This is a genomic window from Massilia polaris, from assembly GCF_012927275.1.
Taxonomy (GTDB): Bacteria; Pseudomonadota; Gammaproteobacteria; order Burkholderiales; family Burkholderiaceae_D; genus Telluria_A; species Telluria_A polaris.
This window is the reverse complement of sequence record NZ_JABBGG010000008.1, coordinates 50,729-73,763: the sequence shown is the minus strand read 5'-3', so window position 1 is coordinate 73,763 and position 23,035 is coordinate 50,729. Positions and strand designations below refer to the sequence as shown.

General features: G+C 63.6%; 22 protein-coding genes. 19 read left to right on the top strand and 3 right to left on the bottom strand.

Going from position 1 to position 23,035, the window contains the following annotated elements:
* Positions 1–13: 13 nt before the first annotated feature.
* From trpA to HHL21_RS14920, 9 genes are all read left to right on the top strand, one after another.
* The gene (trpA, locus tag HHL21_RS14960; RefSeq protein WP_169467258.1) at positions 14–817 is read left to right on the top strand and encodes a tryptophan synthase subunit alpha; all 804 of its coding nucleotides are present in this window, start codon (positions 14–16) and stop codon (positions 815–817) included.
* A 175-nt stretch (positions 818–992) separates the two neighbouring features.
* The gene (gene accD / locus HHL21_RS14955) at positions 993–1,868 is read left to right on the top strand and encodes an acetyl-CoA carboxylase, carboxyltransferase subunit beta (RefSeq protein ID WP_169467256.1); all 876 of its coding nucleotides are present in this window, start codon (positions 993–995) and stop codon (positions 1,866–1,868) included.
* A gap of 60 nt (positions 1,869–1,928) precedes the next feature.
* Positions 1,929–3,233 carry a bifunctional tetrahydrofolate synthase/dihydrofolate synthase gene (gene folC, locus HHL21_RS14950; protein ID WP_169467253.1) on the top strand — a complete coding sequence of 435 codons (1,305 nt, stop codon included), beginning with the start codon at positions 1,929–1,931 and terminating at the stop codon, positions 3,231–3,233.
* A 4-nt stretch (positions 3,234–3,237) separates the two neighbouring features.
* Positions 3,238–4,098, top strand: coding sequence for an SPOR domain-containing protein (locus HHL21_RS14945; protein ID WP_169467251.1), 861 nt, complete (start codon positions 3,238–3,240; stop codon positions 4,096–4,098).
* Between the two features lie 34 nt (positions 4,099–4,132).
* Positions 4,133–4,621: a CvpA family protein gene (locus HHL21_RS14940; protein ID WP_169467249.1), complete on the top strand. Its 489-nt coding sequence runs from the start codon at positions 4,133–4,135 to the stop codon at positions 4,619–4,621.
* 41 nt (positions 4,622–4,662) lie between these two features.
* Entirely contained in the window at positions 4,663–6,183 is a 1,521-nt protein-coding gene (gene purF / locus HHL21_RS14935; protein ID WP_169467246.1) for an amidophosphoribosyltransferase, read from the top strand.
* Positions 6,184–6,233: 50 nt separating this feature from the next.
* On the top strand, positions 6,234–7,469 hold the full coding sequence (locus tag HHL21_RS14930; RefSeq protein WP_169467244.1) for a cystathionine gamma-synthase family protein: 1,236 nt from the start codon (positions 6,234–6,236) through the stop codon (positions 7,467–7,469).
* A gap of 91 nt (positions 7,470–7,560) precedes the next feature.
* A complete protein-coding gene (locus HHL21_RS14925) occupies positions 7,561–8,364 on the top strand; it encodes a sel1 repeat family protein (RefSeq protein ID WP_169467242.1) in 804 nt (267 codons plus the stop codon).
* A 75-nt stretch (positions 8,365–8,439) separates the two neighbouring features.
* The gene (locus HHL21_RS14920) at positions 8,440–9,147 is read left to right on the top strand and encodes a tetratricopeptide repeat protein (protein ID WP_169467240.1); all 708 of its coding nucleotides are present in this window, start codon (positions 8,440–8,442) and stop codon (positions 9,145–9,147) included.
* A 50-nt stretch (positions 9,148–9,197) separates the two neighbouring features.
* Here HHL21_RS14920 and lexA read toward each other — a convergent pair whose 3' ends face one another.
* Positions 9,198–9,833 carry a transcriptional repressor LexA gene (gene lexA / locus HHL21_RS14915; RefSeq protein ID WP_169467238.1) on the bottom strand — a complete coding sequence of 212 codons (636 nt, stop codon included), beginning with the start codon at positions 9,831–9,833 and terminating at the stop codon, positions 9,198–9,200.
* 114 nt (positions 9,834–9,947) lie between these two features.
* Here lexA and HHL21_RS14910 point away from each other — a divergent pair, with 114 nt between their 5' ends.
* From HHL21_RS14910 to HHL21_RS14875, 8 genes are all read left to right on the top strand, one after another.
* Complete coding sequence (locus tag HHL21_RS14910) at positions 9,948–10,409, top strand: DUF29 domain-containing protein (RefSeq protein WP_229496460.1); 462 nt, start codon at positions 9,948–9,950, stop codon at positions 10,407–10,409.
* Between the two features lie 132 nt (positions 10,410–10,541).
* On the top strand, positions 10,542–10,946 hold the full coding sequence (gene rpsF / locus HHL21_RS14905; protein ID WP_169467236.1) for a 30S ribosomal protein S6: 405 nt from the start codon (positions 10,542–10,544) through the stop codon (positions 10,944–10,946).
* A 42-nt stretch (positions 10,947–10,988) separates the two neighbouring features.
* A complete protein-coding gene (gene priB / locus HHL21_RS14900) occupies positions 10,989–11,282 on the top strand; it encodes a primosomal replication protein N (RefSeq protein ID WP_169467233.1) in 294 nt (97 codons plus the stop codon).
* Between the two features lie 31 nt (positions 11,283–11,313).
* Positions 11,314–11,604, top strand: a complete 291-nt coding sequence (gene rpsR, locus HHL21_RS14895) for a 30S ribosomal protein S18 (RefSeq protein ID WP_119812411.1) — start codon at positions 11,314–11,316, stop codon at positions 11,602–11,604.
* Positions 11,605–11,631: 27 nt separating this feature from the next.
* Positions 11,632–12,084, top strand: a complete 453-nt coding sequence (gene rplI, locus HHL21_RS14890; protein WP_169467231.1) for a 50S ribosomal protein L9 — start codon at positions 11,632–11,634, stop codon at positions 12,082–12,084.
* A gap of 131 nt (positions 12,085–12,215) precedes the next feature.
* Positions 12,216–13,601, top strand: a complete 1,386-nt coding sequence (locus HHL21_RS14885; protein WP_169467228.1) for a replicative DNA helicase — start codon at positions 12,216–12,218, stop codon at positions 13,599–13,601.
* Between the two features lie 64 nt (positions 13,602–13,665).
* Positions 13,666–14,292, top strand: coding sequence for a DUF47 domain-containing protein (locus HHL21_RS14880; RefSeq protein ID WP_169467226.1), 627 nt, complete (start codon positions 13,666–13,668; stop codon positions 14,290–14,292).
* 30 nt (positions 14,293–14,322) lie between these two features.
* Positions 14,323–15,333 carry an inorganic phosphate transporter gene (locus HHL21_RS14875; protein WP_169467224.1) on the top strand — a complete coding sequence of 337 codons (1,011 nt, stop codon included), beginning with the start codon at positions 14,323–14,325 and terminating at the stop codon, positions 15,331–15,333.
* A 54-nt stretch (positions 15,334–15,387) separates the two neighbouring features.
* Here HHL21_RS14875 and HHL21_RS14870 read toward each other — a convergent pair whose 3' ends face one another.
* On the bottom strand, positions 15,388–17,745 hold the full coding sequence (locus HHL21_RS14870) for a GspE/PulE family protein (RefSeq protein ID WP_169467222.1): 2,358 nt from the start codon (positions 17,743–17,745) through the stop codon (positions 15,388–15,390).
* Positions 17,742–18,650, bottom strand: coding sequence for an MBL fold metallo-hydrolase (locus HHL21_RS14865; RefSeq protein ID WP_169467220.1), 909 nt, complete (start codon positions 18,648–18,650; stop codon positions 17,742–17,744). The genes HHL21_RS14870 and HHL21_RS14865 overlap by 4 nt, the downstream gene beginning before the upstream one ends.
* Before the next feature lie 360 nt (positions 18,651–19,010).
* On the opposite strand from HHL21_RS14865, the gene HHL21_RS14860 reads away from it, so the two are divergent.
* Together HHL21_RS14860 and HHL21_RS14855 are read left to right on the top strand one after the other, a co-directional pair.
* Positions 19,011–21,278: a CHASE2 domain-containing protein gene (locus HHL21_RS14860; RefSeq protein ID WP_169467218.1), complete on the top strand. Its 2,268-nt coding sequence runs from the start codon at positions 19,011–19,013 to the stop codon at positions 21,276–21,278.
* Between the two features lie 157 nt (positions 21,279–21,435).
* Positions 21,436–23,022 (top strand): ShlB/FhaC/HecB family hemolysin secretion/activation protein, encoded by a 1,587-nt coding sequence (locus HHL21_RS14855; protein WP_169467216.1) that lies wholly within the window; start codon positions 21,436–21,438, stop codon positions 23,020–23,022.
* Positions 23,023–23,035 lie beyond the last annotated feature (13 nt).

The following is a 23,035-nucleotide window of genomic DNA, read 5'->3' as shown; positions in this document are numbered from 1 at the left end:
AAAGAACAAGCACATGTCCAGAATCGCACCAACCTTTGCCGCGCTTGCGGCGCAAAACAAGACCGGCCTGGTCACCTTCATCACGGCCGGCGATCCGGGTCCCGAGATGACGGTGCCGCTGATGCACGCACTGGTCGCGGGCGGCGCCGACGTGCTCGAACTGGGCGTCCCGTTTTCCGACCCGATGGCCGAAGGCCCGGTGATCCAGCGCGCCTGCGAGCGTGCACTCAAGTTCAACATCGGCCTCGGCGACGTCTTCAACTACGTGCGCGAATTCCGCCAGACCAACCAGCACACGCCGGTGGTGTTGATGGGGTACGCCAATCCGATTGAGCGGATCGGCCCCGATGCCTTCATCCGCGCATCGAAAGACGCGGGGGCGGACGGCGCCATCGTGGTCGACTACCCGCCGGAAGAATGCGAAGAGTTCGCGGCCGCGATGCGCGCCAACGCGCTTGACCTGATCTTCCTGCTGGCGCCGACCTCGACGCCCGAGCGCATCGCGCAGGTGGCGCGGGTAGGCAGCGGCTTCAGTTACTACGTTTCGCTCAAGGGCGTGACCGGCGCCGGCACCATCGACACCGCCGACGTCGCGCGCCGCGTGGCGGCGATCCGCGAGCACGTCAAGCTGCCGATCGGCGTCGGCTTCGGCATCCGCGACGCGGCCACGGCGAAAGCGGTGGCCAAGGTGGCCGATGCGGTCGTCATCGGCAGCCGCATCATCCAGGAGCTGGAGAACACGCCGAAGGACCAAGCCGTGGAAGCGGTGCAGTCGTTCGTGTCGGGCATCCGGGCCGCCCTCGACAGCAAATCCTGACAGCAATTTCGCTGACGCCTGCGAATTATTGAACTTGCAAGCTATTGCTCGGTCGAACACTTGAGCGAGCCCCGAAACAATGGCGGTATGGCAACCATCAGGCCGGAATGTTCGACAAGCACCGCCTTACCGGCTAAACTATCGACCACTGTAGAACGCTGTACGAGGAGAACATATGAGTTGGTTAGAAAAACTGCTGCCCCCACGGATCCAGCGCTCCGATGCCGCTGCGCGTAAAACCATGCCGGAAGGCCTCTGGGTGAAGTGTCCGTCGTGCGAAGCGGTTCTCTACCGCACCGACCTGGAATCGAACCTGCATGTTTGCCCGAAGTGCAGCCACCACATGCGCATCCGCGCCCGCGCGCGCCTCGATTCGCTGCTCGACGAAGGCGGCCGCTATGAAATCGGCCAGGAAACCCTGCCGGTCGATACGCTCAAGTTTAAAGACAGCAAGAAATACCCTGACCGCCTGAAAGCGGCGATGGAAGCGACCGGCGAGACCGATGCGCTGATCGTCCTTGGCGGCTCGATCATGAGCCTGCCGGTTGTCGTGGCCTGCTTCGAATTCGAATTCATGGGCGGCTCGATGGGCTCCGTGGTCGGCGAGCGTTTCGTGCGCGGCGCCCAGATGGCGCTGGAGCAGAAAGTGCCGTTCATCTGCATCACCGCCACTGGCGGCGCGCGCATGCAGGAAGGCCTGCTGTCGCTGATGCAGATGGCGAAAACCACCTCGATGCTGACCAAGCTGTCGGAAAAAAAGCTGCCGTTCATCAGCGTGCTGACCGACCCGACCATGGGCGGCGTGTCCGCGTCGTTCGCCTTCATGGGCGACGTCGTGATCGCCGAGCCGAAAGCGCTGATCGGCTTCGCCGGCCCGCGCGTGATCGAGAACACCGTGCGCGAGAAGCTGCCTGAAGGCTTCCAGCGCGCCGAGTTCCTGGTCACCAAAGGCGCCGTCGACATGATCGTCGACCGCCGCAAGATGCGTGAAGAGATCGCCCACCTGCTCGCACTGCTGCAGGGCCAGGCGGTCGAAGTCATCGCAGAATAAACATCGTTCCATCAGGCCGCGCGCGTTTCCCGCGCGCGCGCCGCCACCGAAGTACATTCCATGCCAAACCTCCCGACCACATTGCCTGCCTGGCTCGCGCTGCTCGAGTCGCGCCACGCTGAAGTCCACATCGACATGGGCCTCGACCGGGTACGCGCGGTCAAGGAGCGCATGGGGCTGAAGTTCGACTGCCCGGTGATCATGGTCGCCGGCACCAACGGCAAGGGCTCGACCTGCGCCATGCTGGAATCGATCCTGCTGCGCGCCGGTTACAAGGTCGGCCTGTACATCAAGCCGCACTTCCTCGACTTTAACGAGCGCGCCCGGATTGGCGGCGAGCTGGCGACCGACGCGATGCTGGTGGCCAGCTTCAACGCCGTCGAGGCGCAGCGCGGCGACGTCGCGCTGACGTATTTCGAGTTCACCACGCTGGCCATCATGCATCTGCTGGCCGGGGCAGGGCTCGATGTCGCGATCCTTGAAGTCGGCCTCGGCGGCCGCCTCGATGCGGTCAACGTCATCGACGCCGACGTGGCGATCGTGACCTCGGTCGACATCGACCATACCGACTACCTTGGCGACACGCGCGAGAAAATCGGTTTCGAAAAAGCCGGTATCTTCCGGCCGGGTAAAGCGGCGATCTGCAGCGACCCGGTAGCGCCGGCGTCGCTGGTCGCCCACGCCGCGGAGATCGGCGCCGACCTGTGGCTGCTGGGCCGCGACTTCAACTACTCGGGCGACAAGCAGCAGTGGAACTTCGGCGGCCGCAGCCAGCGCCGCAATTCGCTCGGTTATCCGAGCCTGCGCGGCGCCAACCAGCTGCTCAACGCGTCGGCCGCGCTGGCGGCGCTGGAAGTGCTGCGCCTCGAACTGCCGGTCGGCGCGCAGGAAGTGCGCACCGGGCTGGTGCTGGTCGAACTGCCGGGCCGCTTCCAGGTGCTGCCGGGCCGCCCGACCGTGATCCTCGACGTCGCCCACAACCCGCACGCCGCGGCGGCGCTCGGCCAGAACCTCGGCAACATGGGCTTCCACCCATTTACCTATGCGGTGTTCGGCGTCATGGAAGACAAGGACATCGACGGCGTCATCGCACCGATGGCCGAATATGTCGACCACTGGTGCGTGGCGGACTTGCCGTCGCCGCGCTCGGCCTCGTCCGGAAAACTGGCTGAAAAACTCGCCGCCTTGCGGCCGGCCGACGCCAAAGAGGGCGAATATTCGGTCAGCGCCTTCGCCGATCCGGCCCAGGCGTTTGCAAATGCGATGAGCCGGGCCGGGGAGAATGATAGAATTGTGGTCTTTGGCTCCTTTTACACCGTCGCCGGCGTGATGGCAGCCCGAAAAACCTCAATCACTGGCAAATAATCGCATGGGCTTGTTCTCGAATTCCAGTAAAAACAAGCAAGAGACCACTGCAGAAGATAGTGGTTTTTATACCTCCCCGGACGATGCCGTCTCGGCGGAAGCGCGTTCCAAGCGCGCGTCAAACGCCGGCGCGCCAGCGCCACGGCGCGCGCGCGCGAAAGCGGGCGCCGATCCTATCCTTCCGGAGAAAAAGCGCGCACGCCGCCGCCTGGTTGGCGCGATCGCGCTGGCGCTGGCCGTCGCCGTCGGGCTTCCAATGCTGCTCGACGCCGAGCCGAAGCCGCTGTCGTCCGATATCGATATCCGCATCCCGTCGAAAGACCGCCCGGCCGCGCTGCTAGCCGAAGCGCCGGTGCCTGCCGCCGATACCCTCGACGCGCGCGAGGAGATCGTCGACGCGCCCGCGGCGCCGGTCCAGCGCGACGTGGCGCGGGTCGAGGTGGCCCCGGCCAGGCCTGACATGAAGATGCTGCCGAAGGAAGACAAGCCGGCGGAAGAAAAACTGATGCCTGCGGCGAAGCCGGTTGAAAAGGCCGTCGCCAAAAAGATCGAAGAAAAGCCTGCCGTGAAGGCCGAGCGCCCGGCCGATGCCGCCCGCGCGATCGCCATCCTCGAAGACAAGCCGGTGGGCGCCGCCGGCCAGAAGTTCGTGGTGCAGGTCGCGTCGCTGGCCAGCCAGGAGAAGGTCGACGAGCTGCGCGCCAAGCTGCGCGCCGAGGGCATCAGTTCGTTCACCGAGAAGGTGAAGACCAAAGAGGGCGAGCTGATTCGCGTGCGCGTCGGCCCCTCCAGCAAGGAAGACGCCGACAAGACCCGCGCCAGGCTGGGCAAGCTTGGCCTCGGCGGCAGCGTGGTTCCGGCCTGATGCGCGCTGGTAGCGATAACGGAAGCCGCGCGGCGTGACGCTTTTTGATTATTTAGTATTGTTTGTGCTGGTCGCCTCGATTGTCATCAGCACCATGCGCGGCCTGGTGAAGGAAATCCTGTCGCTGGTCAGCTGGGTGACCGCCTTTGTAGTCGCCAACGCCTACGGCGCCCAGCTGGCGCCGATGCTGCCCTCGATGATCCCCGGAGAAGCCGTGCGCCTGATGGTGGCGTTCGTGGCGCTGTTCCTCGGCGTGCGCATCCTGATGGGCCTGTTCACGCTGGCGGTCGACGCACTGGTCAAGGCCGGCGGCCTGACCATCGCCGACCGCGGCCTCGGCGGCCTGTTCGGCCTGGCGCGGGGTATTGTGATTGTGTTGGCCGGGGTCATATTGTGTGGGATGACTTCCATTCCCCAACAGGCTTTCTGGAAGGAAGCGCTGCTGAGTCCGATGGTCGAGACCGGCGCGCGCACCGTCAAGCCTTTCCTGCCAGGCACACTTGCACAGTACGTAAAGTTTTGAAAATTTTTAAAATCCAGCAGTACCAGTCTTAGGAGCGCACCATGTGTGGCATCGTCGGCGTCGTCTCGAATAATCCCGTCAACCAGCTGTTGTATGACGCATTGCTGCTGTTGCAGCACCGCGGCCAGGATGCGGCGGGCATCGCAACCAATCACAGCAGCATGTTCTCCATGCACAAGGCCAACGGCCTCGTGCGTGACGTTTTCCGTACTCGCAACATGCGTTCGCTGCAGGGCAATTCCGGTATCGGCCATTGCCGCTACCCGACCGCCGGCTCGTCGAGCGAAGAGGAAGCGCAGCCGTTCTACGTCAACGCGCCGTTCGGCATCACGCTGGCGCATAACGGCAACCTGACCAACCAGGAGCAGCTCAAGTCCGAGATGTTCCGCAATGACCGCCGCCACATCAACACCGACTCCGATTCGGAAGTGCTGCTGAACGTGCTGGCCCACGAGATCCAGGAAAGCACCACCGGCCTGGCGCTCGATCCCGATTCCGTGTTCAAGGCGGTCGCGGCGGTGCACCGCCGCGTGCGCGGCGCCTACGCCGTGGTCGCCCAGATCGCGGGCCACGGCCTGCTGGCGTTCCGCGACCCGTACGGCATTCGTCCGCTGTGCATCGGCATCAACGAAACCGACAACGGCACCGAGTACCTGGTGGCCAGCGAATCGGTCGCGCTCGAAGGCATGGGCTTCCGCTTCCTGCGCGACGTTGCGCCGGGCGAAGCAATGTTCATCGACATGGACGGCAAGCTGCACGAGCGCCAGTGCGCGGACAATCCGTCGCTCAACCCGTGCGCGTTCGAATACGTGTACCTCGCGCGTCCGGACTCGATCATCGACGGCGCCTCGGTCTACGCCACTCGCCTGAAGATGGGCGAATACCTGGCCGACAAGGTGCGCGGCCAGTTCAAGGCTGGCGACATCGACGTCGTGATGCCGATTCCCGATTCCTCGCGCCCGGCCGCCATCCAGCTGGCGCTGAAACTCGGCGTCGAGTACCGTGAAGGCTTCATCAAGAACCGCTACATTGGCCGTACCTTCCTGATGCCGGGACAGGCGATTCGCCGCAAGTCGGTGCGCCAGAAGCTCAACGCGATCACCGCCGAATTCAAGGGCAAGAACGTGCTGCTGGTGGACGACTCGATCGTGCGCGGCACCACCAGCCGCGAAATCGTGCAGATGGCGCGCGAAGCGGGCGCCCGCAACGTGTACTTCGCCTCGGCCGCGCCTCCGGTGCTGTTCCCGAACGTGTACGGCATCGACATGCCGACCCGCGACGAACTGATCGCCTACGGCCGCAGCACCGAGGAGATCTGCCGCGAGATTACCGCCGATGCGCTGGTGTACCAGGATGTCGATGCGCTCAAGCGTTCGATCTCGGACGTCAATCCGGCGCTGCAGAACTTCGAGGCTTCGTGCTTCGACGGTGTCTACGTCACCGGCGATGTGACGCCGGAGTACCTCGACCGCCTCGAATTCGCGCGCCATAATCCGAAGGCCGCTGTCGAGGAAGATGCAGCCCGCACGCGCCTGAACCTGAACCTCGCGGCCAGCGAGTAATCGCGTCGCACCCCGGCGGCCCCGCGCCGCCGGGTTTCACCTCGTCCACCATGAGCGACAAGAAGAACTACGGCTTCACCACCACCATCCTGCACAACGACCGCCGCAAGGGGATCGAGCACGGATCGCTGCACAAGCCGGTGCACACCTCGGTCACCTTCGCTTACAACGACGCACGCCAGCTGGCGTCCGTCTTCCAGGGCAAGGAGCCGGGCTTCCGCTATGGCCGCCAGGGCAATCCGACCATCTCGGCGCTGGAAGACAAGATCACCCGCATGGAGGATGGCGTCGGCACGATCTGCTTCGCCACCGGCATGGGCGCCATCGGCGCGGTGTTCCAGGCGCTGCTGCGCGAGGGCGACCATGTGGTGTCGTCGTCCTTCTTGTTCGGGAATACCAACAGCCTGTGGCAGACCGTCGCAGGGCAGGGCGTGGCGGTCGATTTCGTCGATGCGACGGACGTAGCCAACATCGAAGCGGCGCTGACGCCTGCTACCCGCGTGGTGTTCGTCGAGACCATCGCCAACCCGCGCACCCAGGTGGCCGACCTGGCCCGCATCGGCAAGCTGTGCGAAGAGCGCGGCATCCTGTACGTGGTCGACAACACGATGACCACGCCTTACCTGTTCCGTCCGAAGGCGGTGGGCGCGGGCCTGGTGGTGAACTCGCTGACCAAGTCGATCGGCGGCCACGGCAACGCATTGGGCGGCAGCCTGACCGACACCGGCGCTTACGACTGGAACAAGTACCCGAACATCGCCGCCAGCTACCAGCGCGCGGCGCCGGCGCAGTGGGGCCTGGCGCAGTTGCGCGCGAAAGCGCTGCGCGACTTCGGCGCGTCGCTGGGACCGGAAGCGGCCCACCACATCGCGGTCGGCGCCGAGACGCTGGCGCTGCGCATGGAGCGCACCTGCGCCAACGCGCTGGCGCTGGCCCGCATGCTGGAAGCGGACGAGCGCGTCGCCGCCGTCTACTATCCGGGCCTGGCATCGCATCCGCAGCACGGCATCTCCACGGAACTGTTCAAGTCCTATGGGTCGCTGTTCAGCTTCGAGCTGAAAGAGGGCATCGATTGCTTCGATTACCTGAACCGGATGACGATCGCCGTCTCCGCCAGCAACCTGGGCGACACGCGCACGCTGGTGATCCCGGTCGCGCATACGATCTTCTTCGAGATGGGCGCCGAGCGCCGCGCCAGCATGGGCATCGCCGAGTCGCTGATCCGGGTGTCGGTCGGCATCGAGGACACCGCCGACCTGCTGGCGGACTTCAAGGGTGCGCTGTAAATACTTGCCAACCTAATATTTTTGTTAGGTCATGTTCCATGTCGCAAAACGCGGTGTATGATCGGGTTTTCAACTTTTCGTGAGACCGATCATGCGCGCGCTCGTACTCGCTGTTGCCCTCTCCGTTTCAGGTGCCGCCTTCGCGGACGACCTGGCTGATGCCAACAAGGCGTTGGTGGCAAAGTCGTATCCGCAGGCTTTGCAGTTGTTCAGCAAACTGGCCGACGCCGGCAATGCCGAGGCGCGCTTCCGGCTTGGCGAGATGGTCTGGTACGGCCAGGGCGTGCCGGTGGACCGCGCCAAGGGCGACGCCCTGTTTGCGCAAGCGGCTGCCGCGGGCATCGCCGATGCGAAAACGGCCATGGCGCGGACCGCGCGCCGCACCGAGCGCAGCGCCGATATTGCGTGGTGGACCTCCAAATACGATGGCGCCGACCTCACCTCCGGCAAATACAGCTGCGATCGCCCGGCCATTCCCGAGGTCTCGAAGGACAACGCCGAAATCGCGGCCACCAACACTGCGTTCAATGCCTGGGTGGCCTGCTACAACGGCTTCATCGCCAACCTGGCCGACGCAATGCCGCCCGGTAAGCGCATTCCCGCCGACATCCTCGATCTGATGAGCGAAGCGGAATTCGAGCAGGCCCGCATCCACCTGGACCGAGTATATGGCGGCGTCTCGGACAGCGCGCAGGCCGCCGCAGGCGAGTTGATGGGGAAGCACGGGGTGTGGGAGAAGGCGACCGTGGCCTACGTCGCCGAGGCCAACAAGCAAGCGGGCGTGCGCAACGATATGCAGAAAGCGCAACTTGAGCTGGACATGCATCAGCGCGGGGGGCGCCAGGCCGTCGCCAATCCGCCGTCACCGCCGCCACCGCCGCCAACCCGCCGTTAAAGCGGCCGTCGCGATGGATGGTTGTGGAAATTCCAGTTATGATCTGGACTCATCTACGACCATCCAAGCGCGCCAATGAAGAAATACCTGTTCGTCCTCTCCCTCCTGGTATGCGGCGCCGCTTATGCGGACCCGATCGCCGACGCCAACGCCCTGTTCGCCAAGAAGTCTTACCCGCAGGCGATCCAGGCCTACACCAAACTCGCCAATGCCGGCAACGCCGAGGCGCAGCTGCACCTGGGCGAAATGCACCTGTATGGCGAGGCTGGCGCGGTCGACCTGGAAAAGGCCGAAACGTGGTTCAGGAAATCGGCGGCCAAGGGCAACAAGACCGCCATCGCGGCGCTGGAGATGATGAAGCGGCGCGAAACGCGCCGCGCGGACATCGAATACTGGACCTCGAAGTACGACGGAACCGAACTGAAGTCAGGTAAATTCCGCTGCAGCGCGCCGCGCATCCCGGCGCTGTCGAAGCAGAACGATGAAATTGACGTGGTCGGCGCCAGGATGGCGGCATGGCAGGAGTGCTACAACGGCTTCGTGCAGAACCTGAACGATTCGTCGCCGCTGACGAAATTGATCCCGAAAGACATCGCCGACCTGCTCACCAGGGACGAGAACGAGCAGGCCGCCAAACACCTGGCGCAGGTGCAGGTGAACCTTGCCGAAGAGGCGCGGGTGTCATCGAAAATGGTGCTGGCCGACTTTGCCGTGTGGCGCGACGCCACCGATAAATATGTCACCGAGCATAACCAGATGGTGAAGTCGGCAAAGCCCCGCTGAAGCGGGCCCGTGTTCGCCATTCCCGCCGCAATGGACGGGAATGGATTCCCTTAGTGCCAGGTGCGCATCAGGCCGACCGCCAGGCCTTCGAGCGCAAAATCGTCCTCGGACGGATCGACGCGGATGACCTTGAAGTCCGGATTTTCCGGGAACAGCTCGATCAGGTCGCCGGTTTTCTTGTAGCGCTTGACCGTCACTTCCTGTCCGAGGCGCGCCACGACGATCTGGCCGTTCTTCGCGCTTTCAACCTTTTTTACCGCCAGCAGGTCGCCGTCCATGATGCCGGCGTCGCGCATCGACTCGCCGCGCACTTTCAGCAGGAAGTCAGGCCTGGCCGAGAACATGGCCGGGTCGACGTTGTAGGTCGCCTCGACATGTTCCTGCGCCAGGATCGGCGAGCCCGCGGCGACGCGCCCGACCAGCGGCAGCGCCATCATCAGCGCGGCCGGGACGGCCGGCATGGCTTCGACGCTGGCGCCGACCAGGCGGATGCCGCGCGAGGTGCCCGGCGAAATTTCGATGGCGCCCTTGCGCGCCAGCGCCTGCAGGTGTTCCTCGGCCGCGTTGGCGGACTTGAAGCCAAGTTCGTTGGCGATCTCGGCGCGGGTCGGAGGGAAACCCGTGTTTTCGATCGCGTCCCTGATGAGGTTCAGGATTTGTTCTTGCCGGGGAGTGAGCTTTAGCATGGCTGTCGGGTGCTGGGTGGATAATCAGCCTGTATTTTTGTACAGTATTTCGCCTAATGCAAGCAAAAGTTGAACTTTCGCCGCAAAATGCGTTCTAAAGGATCGGGAGGAGTCATGAATGACCTTAAATTGCCGGCCTCGGTGGACGAGATGCCGGATGTCGACACGGATTTCGCCGTCTGGGCTGGACATCAGATTGGGCTGCTTCGCGCGCGAAGCTTTCAAGAGCTAGACGTCGAACACCTGATCGAAGAACTGGAGAGTCTCGTGGCAAACGACCGCAGGGAGTTGCGTAACCGTCTCGTCGTCCTGTTGATCCATCTCCTTAAATGCCAATTTCAGGCCACCCGCAAATCCCGTAGCTGGCTTGGCACCATCGCCGAGCAGCGCGATCAGCTTGATGGCCTGTTCGAGAAGAGTCCGAGCCTGAGGCACTTGGTGCCTGAGGTGTTGGCCGGCTGCTACGCTCCCGCGGTCAAGCGGGCGGTGAGCGAGACCGGGTTACCGGCTGCGGCATTCCCCGTTTCGAATCCCTATTCCCCGGCCGAGGTGCTTGACGACGACTTCGTGCCCTGAGTTGTCCCGCGCCCCGCAACAAGGGGATTGCCCGAACCATCATTCCCGGTTTATAATAGCCGGCTATTCCCTTCCCACACTCGTCTTGACGCCGAGGTGGGCACTTGTTTAAACGTCCTTAAGGAGTTATGCATGCGTCATTATGAAATCGTTTTTATCGTCCACCCGGACCAAAGCGAGCAAGTCCCGGCGATGATCGAACGTTACAAGGCCAGCGTCACCGCACGCGGCGGTAACATTCATCGCGTCGAAGACTGGGGCCGTCGCCAGATGGCTTACTCGATCCAGAAGCTGCCAAAAGCGCACTACATCTGCCTGAACATCGAATGCGACAACGAGACCCTCGTGGAACTCGAAACCGCGTTCAAATTCAATGATGCCGTGCTGCGTCACCTCACCGTTAAGATGAAGAAGGCTGAAACCGCGCCGTCGCCGATGATGAAGTCGGTACAACGTGAAGACGCAGCCAAGAGCCACCGCGCAGAAGCCCCGGCACCAGCCGCAGCTCCTGCAGCAGCCCCTGCCGTAGCGGCTTAATTCTTTGCACGGAAACGTGAACGCGAACTTGATTGCCCGTAGGTGAATCAGCTTCAGGTAGTAGCCCAGATTTGCGAGCGCGACGTATTGCGCTATACCCCGGCTGGCGTGCCGATCGTGTCCGCCACCTTGCTGCACAGTTCGCAGCAGATGGAAGCAGGGGTAGCCAGGCTGGTCGAGTTTGAAATTGCCGCGCTGGCCGCTGGCGAAATTTCAGGCCGATTCAGCCAGGCCGAATTAGGTGCTGTCCACCAGTTCACAGGTTTCCTCGCCAAGAAGAACCGCAACAGCAAAAGCCTGGTGTTTCACATCATTGATTTTAGTGCCGCCGCCTAAGCGGAGCACATTTTAGATACAGGAGCCTCAAATGGCATTCGGTAAAAAATTCGACAAGAACAAAGCAAAGCTTAAAGAAAAGCGCAAACAGCAAAATCCACTGTTCAAGCGTAAGAAATTCTGCCGCTTCACCGCAGCAAACGTTGAACAGGTCGACTACAAAGACGTCGACACGCTGAAAGACTTCGTCCAGGAAAACGGCAAGATCATGCCAGCACGCCTGACCGGCACCAAGGCGCATTACCAGCGCCAGGTGGACACCGCCATCAAGCGCGCCCGCTACCTCGCGCTGCTGCCATACACCGATCTGCACCACGCTTAATCGCTGGCAGAATAACTGGAGAGAACTATGCAAATCATTCTGTTAGAAAAAGTTGTTAACGTCGGCAACCTGGGCGACGTGGTCAAAGTTAAAGACGGTTACGCACGTAACTTCCTGATCCCGCAACGTATGGCTCGCCGCGCTACCGCAGCAGCGGTTGCTGAATTCGAAGTCAAGCGCGCCGAACTGGAAAAAGCAGCAGCTGCAAAGCTGGCCGCTTCCCAGGCTCAAGGCGACAAGCTGAGCGGCATGACCATCTCGATCTCGCAAAAAGCGGGCGTCGATGGCCGTCTGTTCGGTTCGGTCACCAACTTCGACATCGCTGAAGCGCTGACCAAGCAAGGTTTCGCTGTAGAAAAGTCGCAAGTGCGCCTGCCTACCGGCCCGCTGAAGACCACTGGCGAACACCCGGTAGCGGTCCAGCTGCACACCGACGTGGTGGTTGAAATCACGATCGCTGTTGTTGGCGAAGCTGCCTAAGCAATATTAAGCGGCAGGAGGGGCGAGAGCCTTTCCTAGCACACAAAAAGCCGGGCTTGCCCGGCTTTTTTATCGCCTGAACCCAGCCATTTCTTGCAGCCTGTTTATGCGAAAAAGGTATAATGCGCGCCATGAATGTCCCTTCCGATCCGCAACTAGAATCCCTCCGTATCCCGCCGCACTCGATCGAAGCAGAGCAATCCGTCATTGGGGGCTTGCTGCGCGATAACGCTGCGTTCGACCGCATTGCGGACATGATGCATGCGGATGACTTCTACCGTTACGACCACCGCATCATCTTCGAGCAGGTTGTCAAGCTGATCAACGGCTCGCGGCCGGCCGACGTCATCACCGTATTCGAAGCTTTGAGCACCATCGGCAAGGCCGAGGAAGTGGGCGGCCTGCAGTACCTGAATGCGATGGCGCAGAACACGCCGTCGGCAGCCAACATCCGCCGCTACGCCGAGATCGTGCGCGACCGCGGCATCCTGCGCAAGCTGATCACCGTGGCCGACGAAATCCAGGGCCAGGCGTTCAACCCGCAGGGCAAGGAAGTCAAGCAGATGCTCGACGAAGCCGAATCGAAGATTTTCGCGATTGCCGAGCAGGGCTCGCGCGGCGCCGCCGGCTGGGTGCCGGTGCAGCCGCTGCTGACCCAGGTGGTGGAGCGCATCGACGAGTTGTACAGCCGTGACAACCAGAGCGAGATCACCGGCGTGCCGACCGGCTTCATCGACCTTGACCGCATGACCTCCGGCCTGCAGCCGGGCGACCTGGTGATCGTCGCCGGCCGTCCATCGATGGGCAAGACCGCGTTCTCGGTCAACATCGGCGAGAACGTCGCGATCGAAGCCGGGCTGCCGGTGGCGATCTTCTCGATGGAGATGGGCGGCACCCAGCTGGCCATGCGTATGCTTGGCTCGGTCGGCCAGCTCGACCAGCACCGCCTGCGTACTGGCCGCCTGAACGACGAGGACTGGCCGCGCCTGACGCATGCGATCCAGAAAATGAACGACGCCCAGCTCTACATCGACGAGACGCCGGCGCTGAACCCGATCGAAATGCGCGCGCGCGCTCGCCGCCTGTCGCGCCAGTGCGGCAAGCTTGGCCTGATCATCGTCGACTACCTGCAGCTGATGTCCGGCTCCACCCAGGGCGACAACCGCGCCTCCGAGATCTCGGAGATTTCGCGAAGCCTGAAGGGCCTGGCCAAAGAGCTGCACTGCCCGGTGATCGCACTGTCGCAGCTGAACCGGTCGCTGGAACAGCGCCCCAACAAGCGTCCCGTCATGTCCGACCTGCGCGAATCGGGCGCGATCGAGCAGGATGCGGACGTCATCATCTTCCTGTATCGCGATGAGGTCTACAACCCGGACTCGCCCGACAAGGGCACCGCGGAGATCATCATCGGCAAGCAGCGTAACGGTCCGATCGGCGCGGTGCGCCTGACCTGGATCGGACAGTACACCAAGTTTGGCAATTACAGCGGAAACCTCGCCCTCTACCAGGGCGACTAAAACATCACAAGCCGCCGGCCGCAGCGGCATCATGAGAAGCATCTACGATTTAACGGAGAAATGTATGTTCGGACGTTTAATGCCCACCGAGGGCAAGTTCTTTGACCTGTTCAACCAGCACGCCGCACTGTGCGTGAAGGGCGCCCACGAAATGGTTGGCCTGATGACCAACTTCGACGACCTTGAAATGCGTACCCACGCGATTGAAGGCATCGAGAAGGAAGCCGACAAGGTCACTTACGCCACGGTCGACATGCTGCACAAGACCTTCATCACGCCGATCGACCGCGACGACATCCACAAGCTGATCACCCGCATGGACGACATCCTCGACCTGATGGAAGACGCGGCCCAGACCGTGTCGCTGTACGACCTGAAGGCGGTCACGCCGGAAGCCAAGCGCCTGGCCGAACTGTGCCTGGCATGCTGCGAACGGGTCCAGGCGGCCGTCGGACTGCTGCACAACATGGACAACTCGCACAAGATCGTCGCCATCTGCGAAGAGATCGACCGCCTCGAGTCGGACGCCGACCACGTGATGCGCGCCGCAATGTCGAAGCTGTTCCGCGACGAGCCGGACGTGCGCAACCTGATCAAGATGAAGGCTATCTACGAAATCCTCGAGACCGTGACCGACCGTTGCGAAGACGTGGCCAACATCATCGAAGGCATCATCGTCGAAAACGCATAAGACGCGTCAACGTCCGAGAAAAGAAAAAACATGAGTAATGTAGAAATCAGCATTTACGTGCTTGGCATGTTGATCGCGCTCGCGCTGGTGTTCGACTTCATGAACGGCTTCCACGACGCGGCGAATGCAATCGCCACCGTCGTGTCGACCGGCGTCCTGAAGCCGCAGACCGCGGTCGCCATGGCGGCCTTCTTCAACTTCGTCGCCATTTTCGTGGTCGGCCTGAAGGTCGCCAGCGCGATCGGCAAGGGCACCATCGATCCGATGGTGGTCGACCACTACGTCATCTTCGGGGCCCTGGTCGGGGCCATCGTCTGGAACCTGATCACCTGGTACTACGGCATCCCATCGTCGTCCTCGCACGCGCTGATCGGCGGCCTGGTAGGCGCCGCAGTCGCCAAGGCGGGCACGGGCGCGCTGATCGCCGGCGGCCTGATCAAGACGGTGATCTTCATCGTGGTGGCGCCGCTGCTCGGCTTCGCGCTCGGGTCGATCATCATGCTGATCGTGTCGTGGCTGTTCGTCAAATCGACGCCGCGCAAGGTCGACACCTGGTTCCGCCGCCTGCAGCTGGCTTCGGCCGCGGCGTACAGCCTTGGCCACGGCGGCAACGACGCGCAAAAGACGCTCGGCATCATCTGGATGCTGCTGATCGCGTCGGGCAACCTCGCGATGGACGCAACCGAGCCGCCGAAGTGGGCGATCATTGCGTGCTACGCGGCGATCAGCTTTGGCACCCTGTTCGGCGGCTGGCGCATCGTCAAGACCATGGGCCAGAAGATCACCAAGCTCAAACCGGTCGGCGGCTTCTGCGCTGAAACCGGCGGCGCGATCACCTTGCTGATGTCGAGCTTCTGGGGCGTCCCGGTTTCGACCACCCACACCATCACCGGCGCAATCGTCGGCGTGGGCGCATCGCAGAAGATGTCGGCGGTGCGCTGGGGCGTGGCTGGCAACATCGTCTGGGCATGGGTCTTCACGATCCCGGCGTCGGCCTTCATGGCTGCGGTGGCGTGGTGGATCGGCACCAAGATCATGTAAGCATGTTCGGATGCAAACGAAAAACCGCCCAATTGGGCGGTTTTTTTTGGCCGTTTATTTTATACAGACCTGGCGCACCATCTTCATGTCGGTCAGGCCGAGCAGCACCTTTTCGACGCCGTCCATCTTCAAGGTCAGCATGCCGTCTTCCAGCGCGGCGGTGAGCAGCTGGGCCACCCGGCTGTGCTCCTGCAGCAGCTGCTTGACCCGGTCGGTGCCGAGCATCAGCTCGTGCAGTCCGACCCGGCCGCGGTAGCCGTTGTTGCACTCGGCGCAGCCGAGCGGCCGGTATAGCGTGAACTGGCCGGCGTTATCGGCGTAGCGCCGCTTCCATCCGTCCAGCACCTGCGCGCGCGCGCCGGCAGGGTCGCGCACGAACGTTGCGGTGTTCATCAGCTCCGCCGTGAACTCGGTCAGCAGCAGCTGCATTTCGGCGTCGTCCGGATGGTAGGGCTGCTTGCACGAGCCGCACAGGCGCTTGGCGAGGCGCTGCGCAAGGATGCCGAGCAGGGCGTCGGCGAAGTTGAACGGGTCCATGCCCATGTCGAGCAGGCGCACGATCGATTCCGGCGCGCTGTTGGTGTGCAGGGTCGCAAACACCAGGTGCCCGGTGAGCGAAGCTTCGATGCCCATCGCGACGGTTTCCTTGTCGCGCATCTCGCCGACCATGATGATGTCCGGGTCGGCGCGCAGGAAGGCCCGCATCACGGTCGCGAAATCGAGTCCGGCCTTGCGGTTTACCTGCACCTGGCGCAGGCCCTTCTGGGTGATCTCGACCGGGTCTTCGACAGTCCAGATCTTGGTGTCGGGCGTGTTCAGGTAGCTCAGCACCGAGTGCAGGGTGGTAGTCTTGCCGGAGCCGGTCGGCCCACAGACGAAGAACAGCCCGTACGGCTTTTCGATGGCGCCGCGCAGCCGGTCGAGGTTGAACGGCAGGACCCCCAGCTTGTCGAGCGGGATAGGTTCGCCCGCCGCCAGGATGCGCATCACGATGTCCTCGACGCCGCCAGTGGACGGAATCGTCGCCACGCGCAGTTCGATGTCGAGCGGTCCGTACTTCTTGAACTTGATCTTGCCGTCCTGCGGTCTGCGGCGCTCGGAGATATCGAGGTCGCACATGATCTTCACGCGCGCCACCAGCGCGCTGCGGTAGCTGGCCGGGATCTCGATGTACGGCACCAGCGTGCCGTCCTTGCGGAAGCGGATGCCGGTCTTGCCCTTGCCGGGCAGCGGTTCGATGTGGATGTCCGATACGCCCTGGCGGTAGGCGTCGATGATCACCTTGTTGACCAGCCGGACCAGCTCATTCTCGACCGCCTCGGACACTTCCTGCGGGGTCTCGCCGTCCTCGTCGTCGCTCTCGAGGCCCGACAGCAGTTCGCCGACGCTGTCGCCTTCGGCGGTGGCGCCGCTGCCGACGAACTGCGCCACGGTCTTGCTGAACTCAAGCTCGGTGGTGACGCGGAACACGACCTTCGCTTTGGGGAAGATCTGGCTGACGATGCGGCTGTCGTTGATCCGCTCGGGATCGGTGGCCAGCACCACCAGGCCATCCTTGCCGTCTTCCAGCGGCAGCCAGTGGTTCTCCTCGATGTACTGGACCTTCAGGTTGCGCAGCAGGTCGACCGGCTTGATCCGGTCGGCGCGGTATGGCTCGTACGGCACCTTGAAGTAGCTCGACAGCGCCGCGCCGATGGCGGCCGGCTTGACGTGGTATTCATCGACCAGGATATCTTCGAGCGCGATTTCGCGGGTGCGCGCACTGCGCGTGGCCAGGTCGAGGTCGGACGCCGACAGCACGCCATCGGCCACCAGCCCGTCGTATTTGCCGTGGACGGCCGGCGCGGGCTGCATGCGCTTGTCCAATGCGACCGACAGCGTTTCGGCCAGCTTGTGGACGCCTTCGATGCAGATGTCGGAAAACGGTCCCTTGCTGCGGTTGTTGATGAACTGGACCACGCCCAGCAGTTCGGGGGTGTCGGCGCCGACCAGCGGCGCGGCCAGCATTTCGCGCGAGCGGTAGCCGGTGCGCTGGTCGACGCCGCCCTGGAAGCGCAATTCGGGCGACAGCTGCCTGAGCTCAGCCTCGTCGTAGACGTCGGTGATATTGACCGTCCGGCGGGTCTGGGCGACGAAGCCGGCGATGCTGCTCGGCGAGATCGATAGGCGCACATCGCGAAAGGAGGTGAGGCCGGTCTTGACCTTCGAGACGATGTGGTCCTTCTCGGGCGTGGTCACGTACAGCGTGAAGCGGTCGCAGTCGAACAGGTCGCAGAACTCCATGCCCAGGTGGAGCATGATTTCATCGAGGTTGCCGGTGGCGTGGATCTTGGTCGTCACCGCCTGCAGCTTGCGGAAAAACTCGAGGCGGCGCCCGGTGTCGTTCTCTGGCCCCGGGGCGCCGGCGTTCATACCACTGCCTCCCTGGCGCATACCTCGACTTCGAGGCCCTCGTAGGCAAGGACCACCTTCAGGCCCTGCGGCAGCGGCGCGTGGCGCGCCAGCGCGTCGGCGAACGCCGCTTCCAGCTCGTCGTCGCCGCGGGTCGGTTCGTGGTGGGTGCAGTAGAGCGTGCGCGCGCCGACCCGCTTGGCGGTAGCCAGCGCGGCGTCGAAGGTGCCGTGGCCCCAGCCGCGCTTGGCGGGGTATTCGTGGATGGTGTACGAACAGTCCATGATCAGGGCGTCCACATCTTCCATCGCCAGGTCGATCTGGCGCTGGCGCTGATCCATCCAGGCCTGGTGCGGGGCGTGGCGCGGGTCGCCTTCGGGATAGTCGTTATAGAACGGTTCATGGTCGCCGGTGAAGAACACCGACTTGCCATTGCAGGTGATGCGGTAGCCCAGGTTGGTGACCGGGTGGTTCATCACCACGTTGGCGACCACTGCGTCGCCCACGCCGATCGGCATGCCGGCCGTGAGGGTGCGGTATTCGATGGTCGCATCCATCTGGGTTTCGCTGACCGGGAAGTAGCTGTTCTGGAGCTGCACGCCCATCACGTGCTCGATGCCGTTGCCGGTGACCGGGTCGACCGCGCCGTGCAGGCGCACGCGGTTACCGCGGATGAACAGCGGCGCGAAGAAGGGCAGGCCGTGGATGTGGTCCCAGTGGCTGTGCGTGATGAAGATGTTGGCCTGGACCGGCAGCCGCGTGAGCAGGTTCTGGGCGAGCGCGAACAGGCCGGTGCCGCCGTCGAGGATGATCAGCGTGCCGTCGTCGGTGCAGACTTCGATGCACGTCGTGTTGCCACCATACCTGACAGTACGCGGCCCCGGCGACGGTATCGAACCGCGCACCCCCCAAAAGCGGAATTTCATGTAAGACTCCCGGACAGAACCGACCGATATGTTTCGATCTCGAAAATAGCGCCGATCGGGCGGTCCCGTCGGCTGCAACACGCCGGCACGTACGCGCCTCGCATAGATAGTTGCAATTTAGACCGATGATAGCCGTTTTAGGTCGCCCCCGCGCTAAATTTCGCGCCGCGATGTACAGCCGCTTGCGCTAGCGTTACACTGCAAGGTTACACTTTGGCAATTATTTTCCTGTCCAACGCATCCCGAAACGCACACCAGGCTGTTCACATTCATGCATGAGCTAAACCCCGCACAAATCGCGCAGCGGCGCGACCGGCAGATCGATGAGGTCGACGACGCCAGCATCCCGGGATACACGCCATGAGCCGTTCGCGCGGCAGGCAGCTGCAGAAGTACGGCGCACGCTGGGCGCTGGGACTGGTGCTGACCCTGGCGGCGGTGCTGCACGTGTGGGCGCTGTTCGACAGCGACGCGGTCGAACGCCTCGACGGCTTCCTGTCCGGGCTGCGCATGCGCGTCGAAAAGCCGGTGCTCGATCCGCGCATCGTCATTGTCGACATCGACGAGAAAAGCCTGGCGCAGGTTGGACGCTTCCCGTGGAGCCGCGACATCCAGGCCGACCTGGTGACCAGGCTGACCAAACAATACAAGGTGGGCGCGGTCGGCTTCGACATCTCGTTCCCGGAGGCGGACAATTCGTCCGGCTACAAGGTGCTCGAGAAACTGGCGCGCGAGGAGCTGAAGGACGTACCGGGCCTGAAGACGCAGCTGGCGGCGCTGGAAGCGCGCATGGACTACGACGGCCTGTTCGCCAAAGCGATGGCAGGGCAGCCGGTGGTGCTGGGGTACAGCGTATCGGAGCGCCACACCAAGGGGATGCTGCCGGCGCCCGCATTTACGGTCGCCCAGCTGAACGGGCGCGAGGTGGCGGCTTACCAACCCGATGGCTACGAGGGCAATATCGCACGCCTGCAGCAGGCCGCCAGCGGCGCCGGCATCTTCACCGCACTGACCGATGCCGACGGCGTGATCCGCTCGTCCACGCTGCTGCAGCGGATCGGCGACGGCTACTACCCCTCGCTGTCGCTGGCCACCGCTGCCGTCTACCTGAAAGCGCGCGCGATCTTCCCGCAGTTCGAGGAGACGGCCGATACGCTGTCCGAGGCGGAACTGGAAAACGGCGGCCTCGACGAGATCGTGATGTTCACGCCGGAGCGCGCAATTGCGATCCCGGTCGGCTATGGCCTGGTGACGACGGTGCAGTTCCGCGGCAAAGGCGGGCCGGATGGCGGCGCGTTCCGCTATGTGCCGGCGGTCGACGTGCTGACCGGCGCGGCCGACCCGGCGGTCCTGAAAGGCGCCATCGTCCTGGTCGGCACGACCGCGCCGGGGCTGAAGGATATCCGCGTCACCCCGGTCAATGCCGAATATCCCGGCGTGGAAGTGCACGCCAACCTGATCAAGTCGATCCTCGACGGCCGCTTCAAGTCGCGCCCCGACTATGCGCTGGCGGTGGAATTCCTGCTGGTGCTTGGCATCGGCCTGGCGCTGACCTTCGGGCTGGCCGTGCTGTCGCCGCTCAAGTCGATCGTGCTGGCCGGCGCGGCGCTGGCTGCGGCGGCGCTGTTCAACTATTGGATGTATGCGTCGCAGGACATCGTGCTGAACGGCGCCGCGATAACCCTCTTGATCCTCGCGCTGTTTGTCCTCAACGTGGCATGGGGCTACTTCTTCGAGGTGCGCAAGGGGCAGGCGCTGGTGTCGCGCTTCGGCGAGTACGTCGCGCCCGAGCTGGTGGCCGAGATGGCGGAGGATCCGGGCAAATACAACATGGACGGCGACAGCCGCGAACTGAGCGTGATGTTCGTCGATGTGCGCGGCTTCACGACGATCTCCGAAGGGCTGGCGCCGAAGGAGCTGCGCGAGTACATCAACCTGTACCTGACCGCGATGTCGGAAGATATCCGCGACAGCCACCGCGGCACGCTCGACAAATACATCGGCGACGCGGTGATGGCGTTCTGGGGCGCGCCCGTGCACTTCGCCGACCACGCCAGCCGCGCGGTCGCGACGGCCCTGCTGATGCAGGCCAGCGCGGCCCGCCTCGACGAACAGTTCCGGGCACGAGGCTGGCCCCCGCTGCAGATAGGTATCGGCGTGAACACGGGCCTGATGCACGTCGGCGACATGGGCTCGAAGATCCGGCGCGCCTATACGGTGATGGGCGACGCGGTCAACCTCGCCGCGCGGCTGGAGGGCATCACCAAGGTGTACGGCGCGGGTATCGCGGTGGGCGCGGCGACGCGCGACGCGGCCCCGGAGTTCCTGTACCGCGAGCTTGACCGGGTGCGGGTGAAGGGCAAGAACGAACCGGTGGCCATCTTCGAGCCGGTCGGCCGGCGCGATGCGGTCGATGCCGCCGCCGCGCAGGAAGTGGCCGAGTGGGAGCAGGCGCTGGCCCTGGTGCGCGCGCGCGACTGGGATGTGGCGCAGGCTTCGATGGAAGCGCTGGTTTCCGCCTACCCCGGCCGCGCGCTCTACCTGCTCTACCTCGACCGGATCGCGCAGTTCCGACTCAACCCGCCCGGCGCGGACTGGGATGGCGTTACCAACTTCGACACAAAGTAGTGCCGATGCCATCATTACGTTGTGCTCAAGCAACATCGTGACTTGAGGTAGATATTCCACTGGCTATGGCGCCATATATTTTCTCCAATACAACATAAAGGCGATAGACTCAAAGGTGAAGAAGTGCCGCTACACCACCTTTTTGTCGAGCCAATACATGAGTTTACGATTTGCGCGCCTGTTTGCAGGCTCCGTGCTTGCTGTCGCAGTCAGCGCCGCCTGGGGAGCCGGGCAAGAGACTGAAGCGCCCATCCGTTTCGAGATCAGCCGCTTTGCCGTCAGCGGCAACAGCCTGCTGCCGGCTGCGGAAGTCGACGCGGCGGTCGCGCCGTTCGCGGGCAAGGACCGCGACTTCGGCGACGTCCAGCGCGCCCTCGAAGCGCTGGAAGCGGCCTTCCACGCGCGCGGCTACAAGGTCGTCACAGTGCAGCTGCCGGAGCAGGAACTGGGCGGCGGCGTTGTGCGGCTGGATGTGGTCGAGCCGAAAATCGGACGCATCAAGGTCAGCGGGAACAAGGTCGTCGGCGAAGCCAACGTCAGGCGCAGCATGCCGGCGCTGGCCAGCGGGCGCACGCCCAACCTCGATGAGGTGTCGGCCAACCTGAAGCTGGCCAATGAACATCCGTCGCGCAAGATCAACCTGCAGCTGCACAGCGGCGAGGCCGACGACGTGGTCGACGCCAGCCTCGAGGTCGTCGACGAAAAAGCGTGGCGCGCGATGCTCAACCTCGATAACTCCGGCAACCGCCAGACCGGCAAGACCCACGCAGGCGTAGTGCTGCAGCACGCGAACCTGTGGGGGCGCGACCACCTGGGCAGCCTCCAGTACACGACCACCGTTGAACATCCCAACCAGGTCAGCGTTTACGGCCTCGGTTACCACATTCCGTTGTACGCGCTGGGCGATTCGCTCGACCTGTTCGCCAGCTACTCCAACGTCGATTCGGGCCTGGTCAGCGCCGGCCTGTTCGACCTTGGCGTCAGCGGCAAGGGCGCGACTTACGGCGCCCGCTACAACCACGTGCTGGCGCGCCGCGGCACGCTCGATCATCGCATCGTCGGCGGTGTCGACATCAAGGCATACAAGAACGACGTGCTGTTCGCCGGCCAGAATTTCGGCAACGACGTCACCGTACGTCCCATCAGCCTGGCCTGGGTAGGCAGCGTGCCGCTGGACGGCGCCGCGGAAGCGAGCTTCTCGCTAGCGGCGGTTCAGAACATCCGCGGCGGCAGCCGCGGCGGGCCCGTCGACTTCGAGCGCGCACGCGCCGGCGCCGACGACAGCTATTCGATGCTGCGAATTTCGGGCGCGTACTCGCGCATGGTGGCGCAGGACTGGCAGCTTCGCGTGCTGGTCAACGGCCAGTGGACGGACGACGCGCTGGTATCGGGCGAGCAGTTCGGCGCCGGCGGTAACGCATCGGTGCGCGGCTTCGAGGAGCGGGCGCTGTCGGCCGACTCGGGCGCCTTCGCCAACCTTGAACTGTATTCGCCGAACTTCTGCACTAGCAGCCGCTGGCAGTGCCGCGCGGTGGCGTTCTACGACGCCGCCTACGGCGAGCGCAACAAGGCGCTGGCGGGCGAACTGAGAAGCACCAGCATCGCCGGCACCGGCCTTGGCCTGCGCGTTGCGATGGGAACCAGCATGAACGTGCAGCTCGACTACGGCCACGTGCTGCGGCCGGGCGCTGTCGACATCTCCGGCAGGAACAAGCTTCACGTCCGCGTAGGTATCGCCTACTAAGGTTAGGAACAAA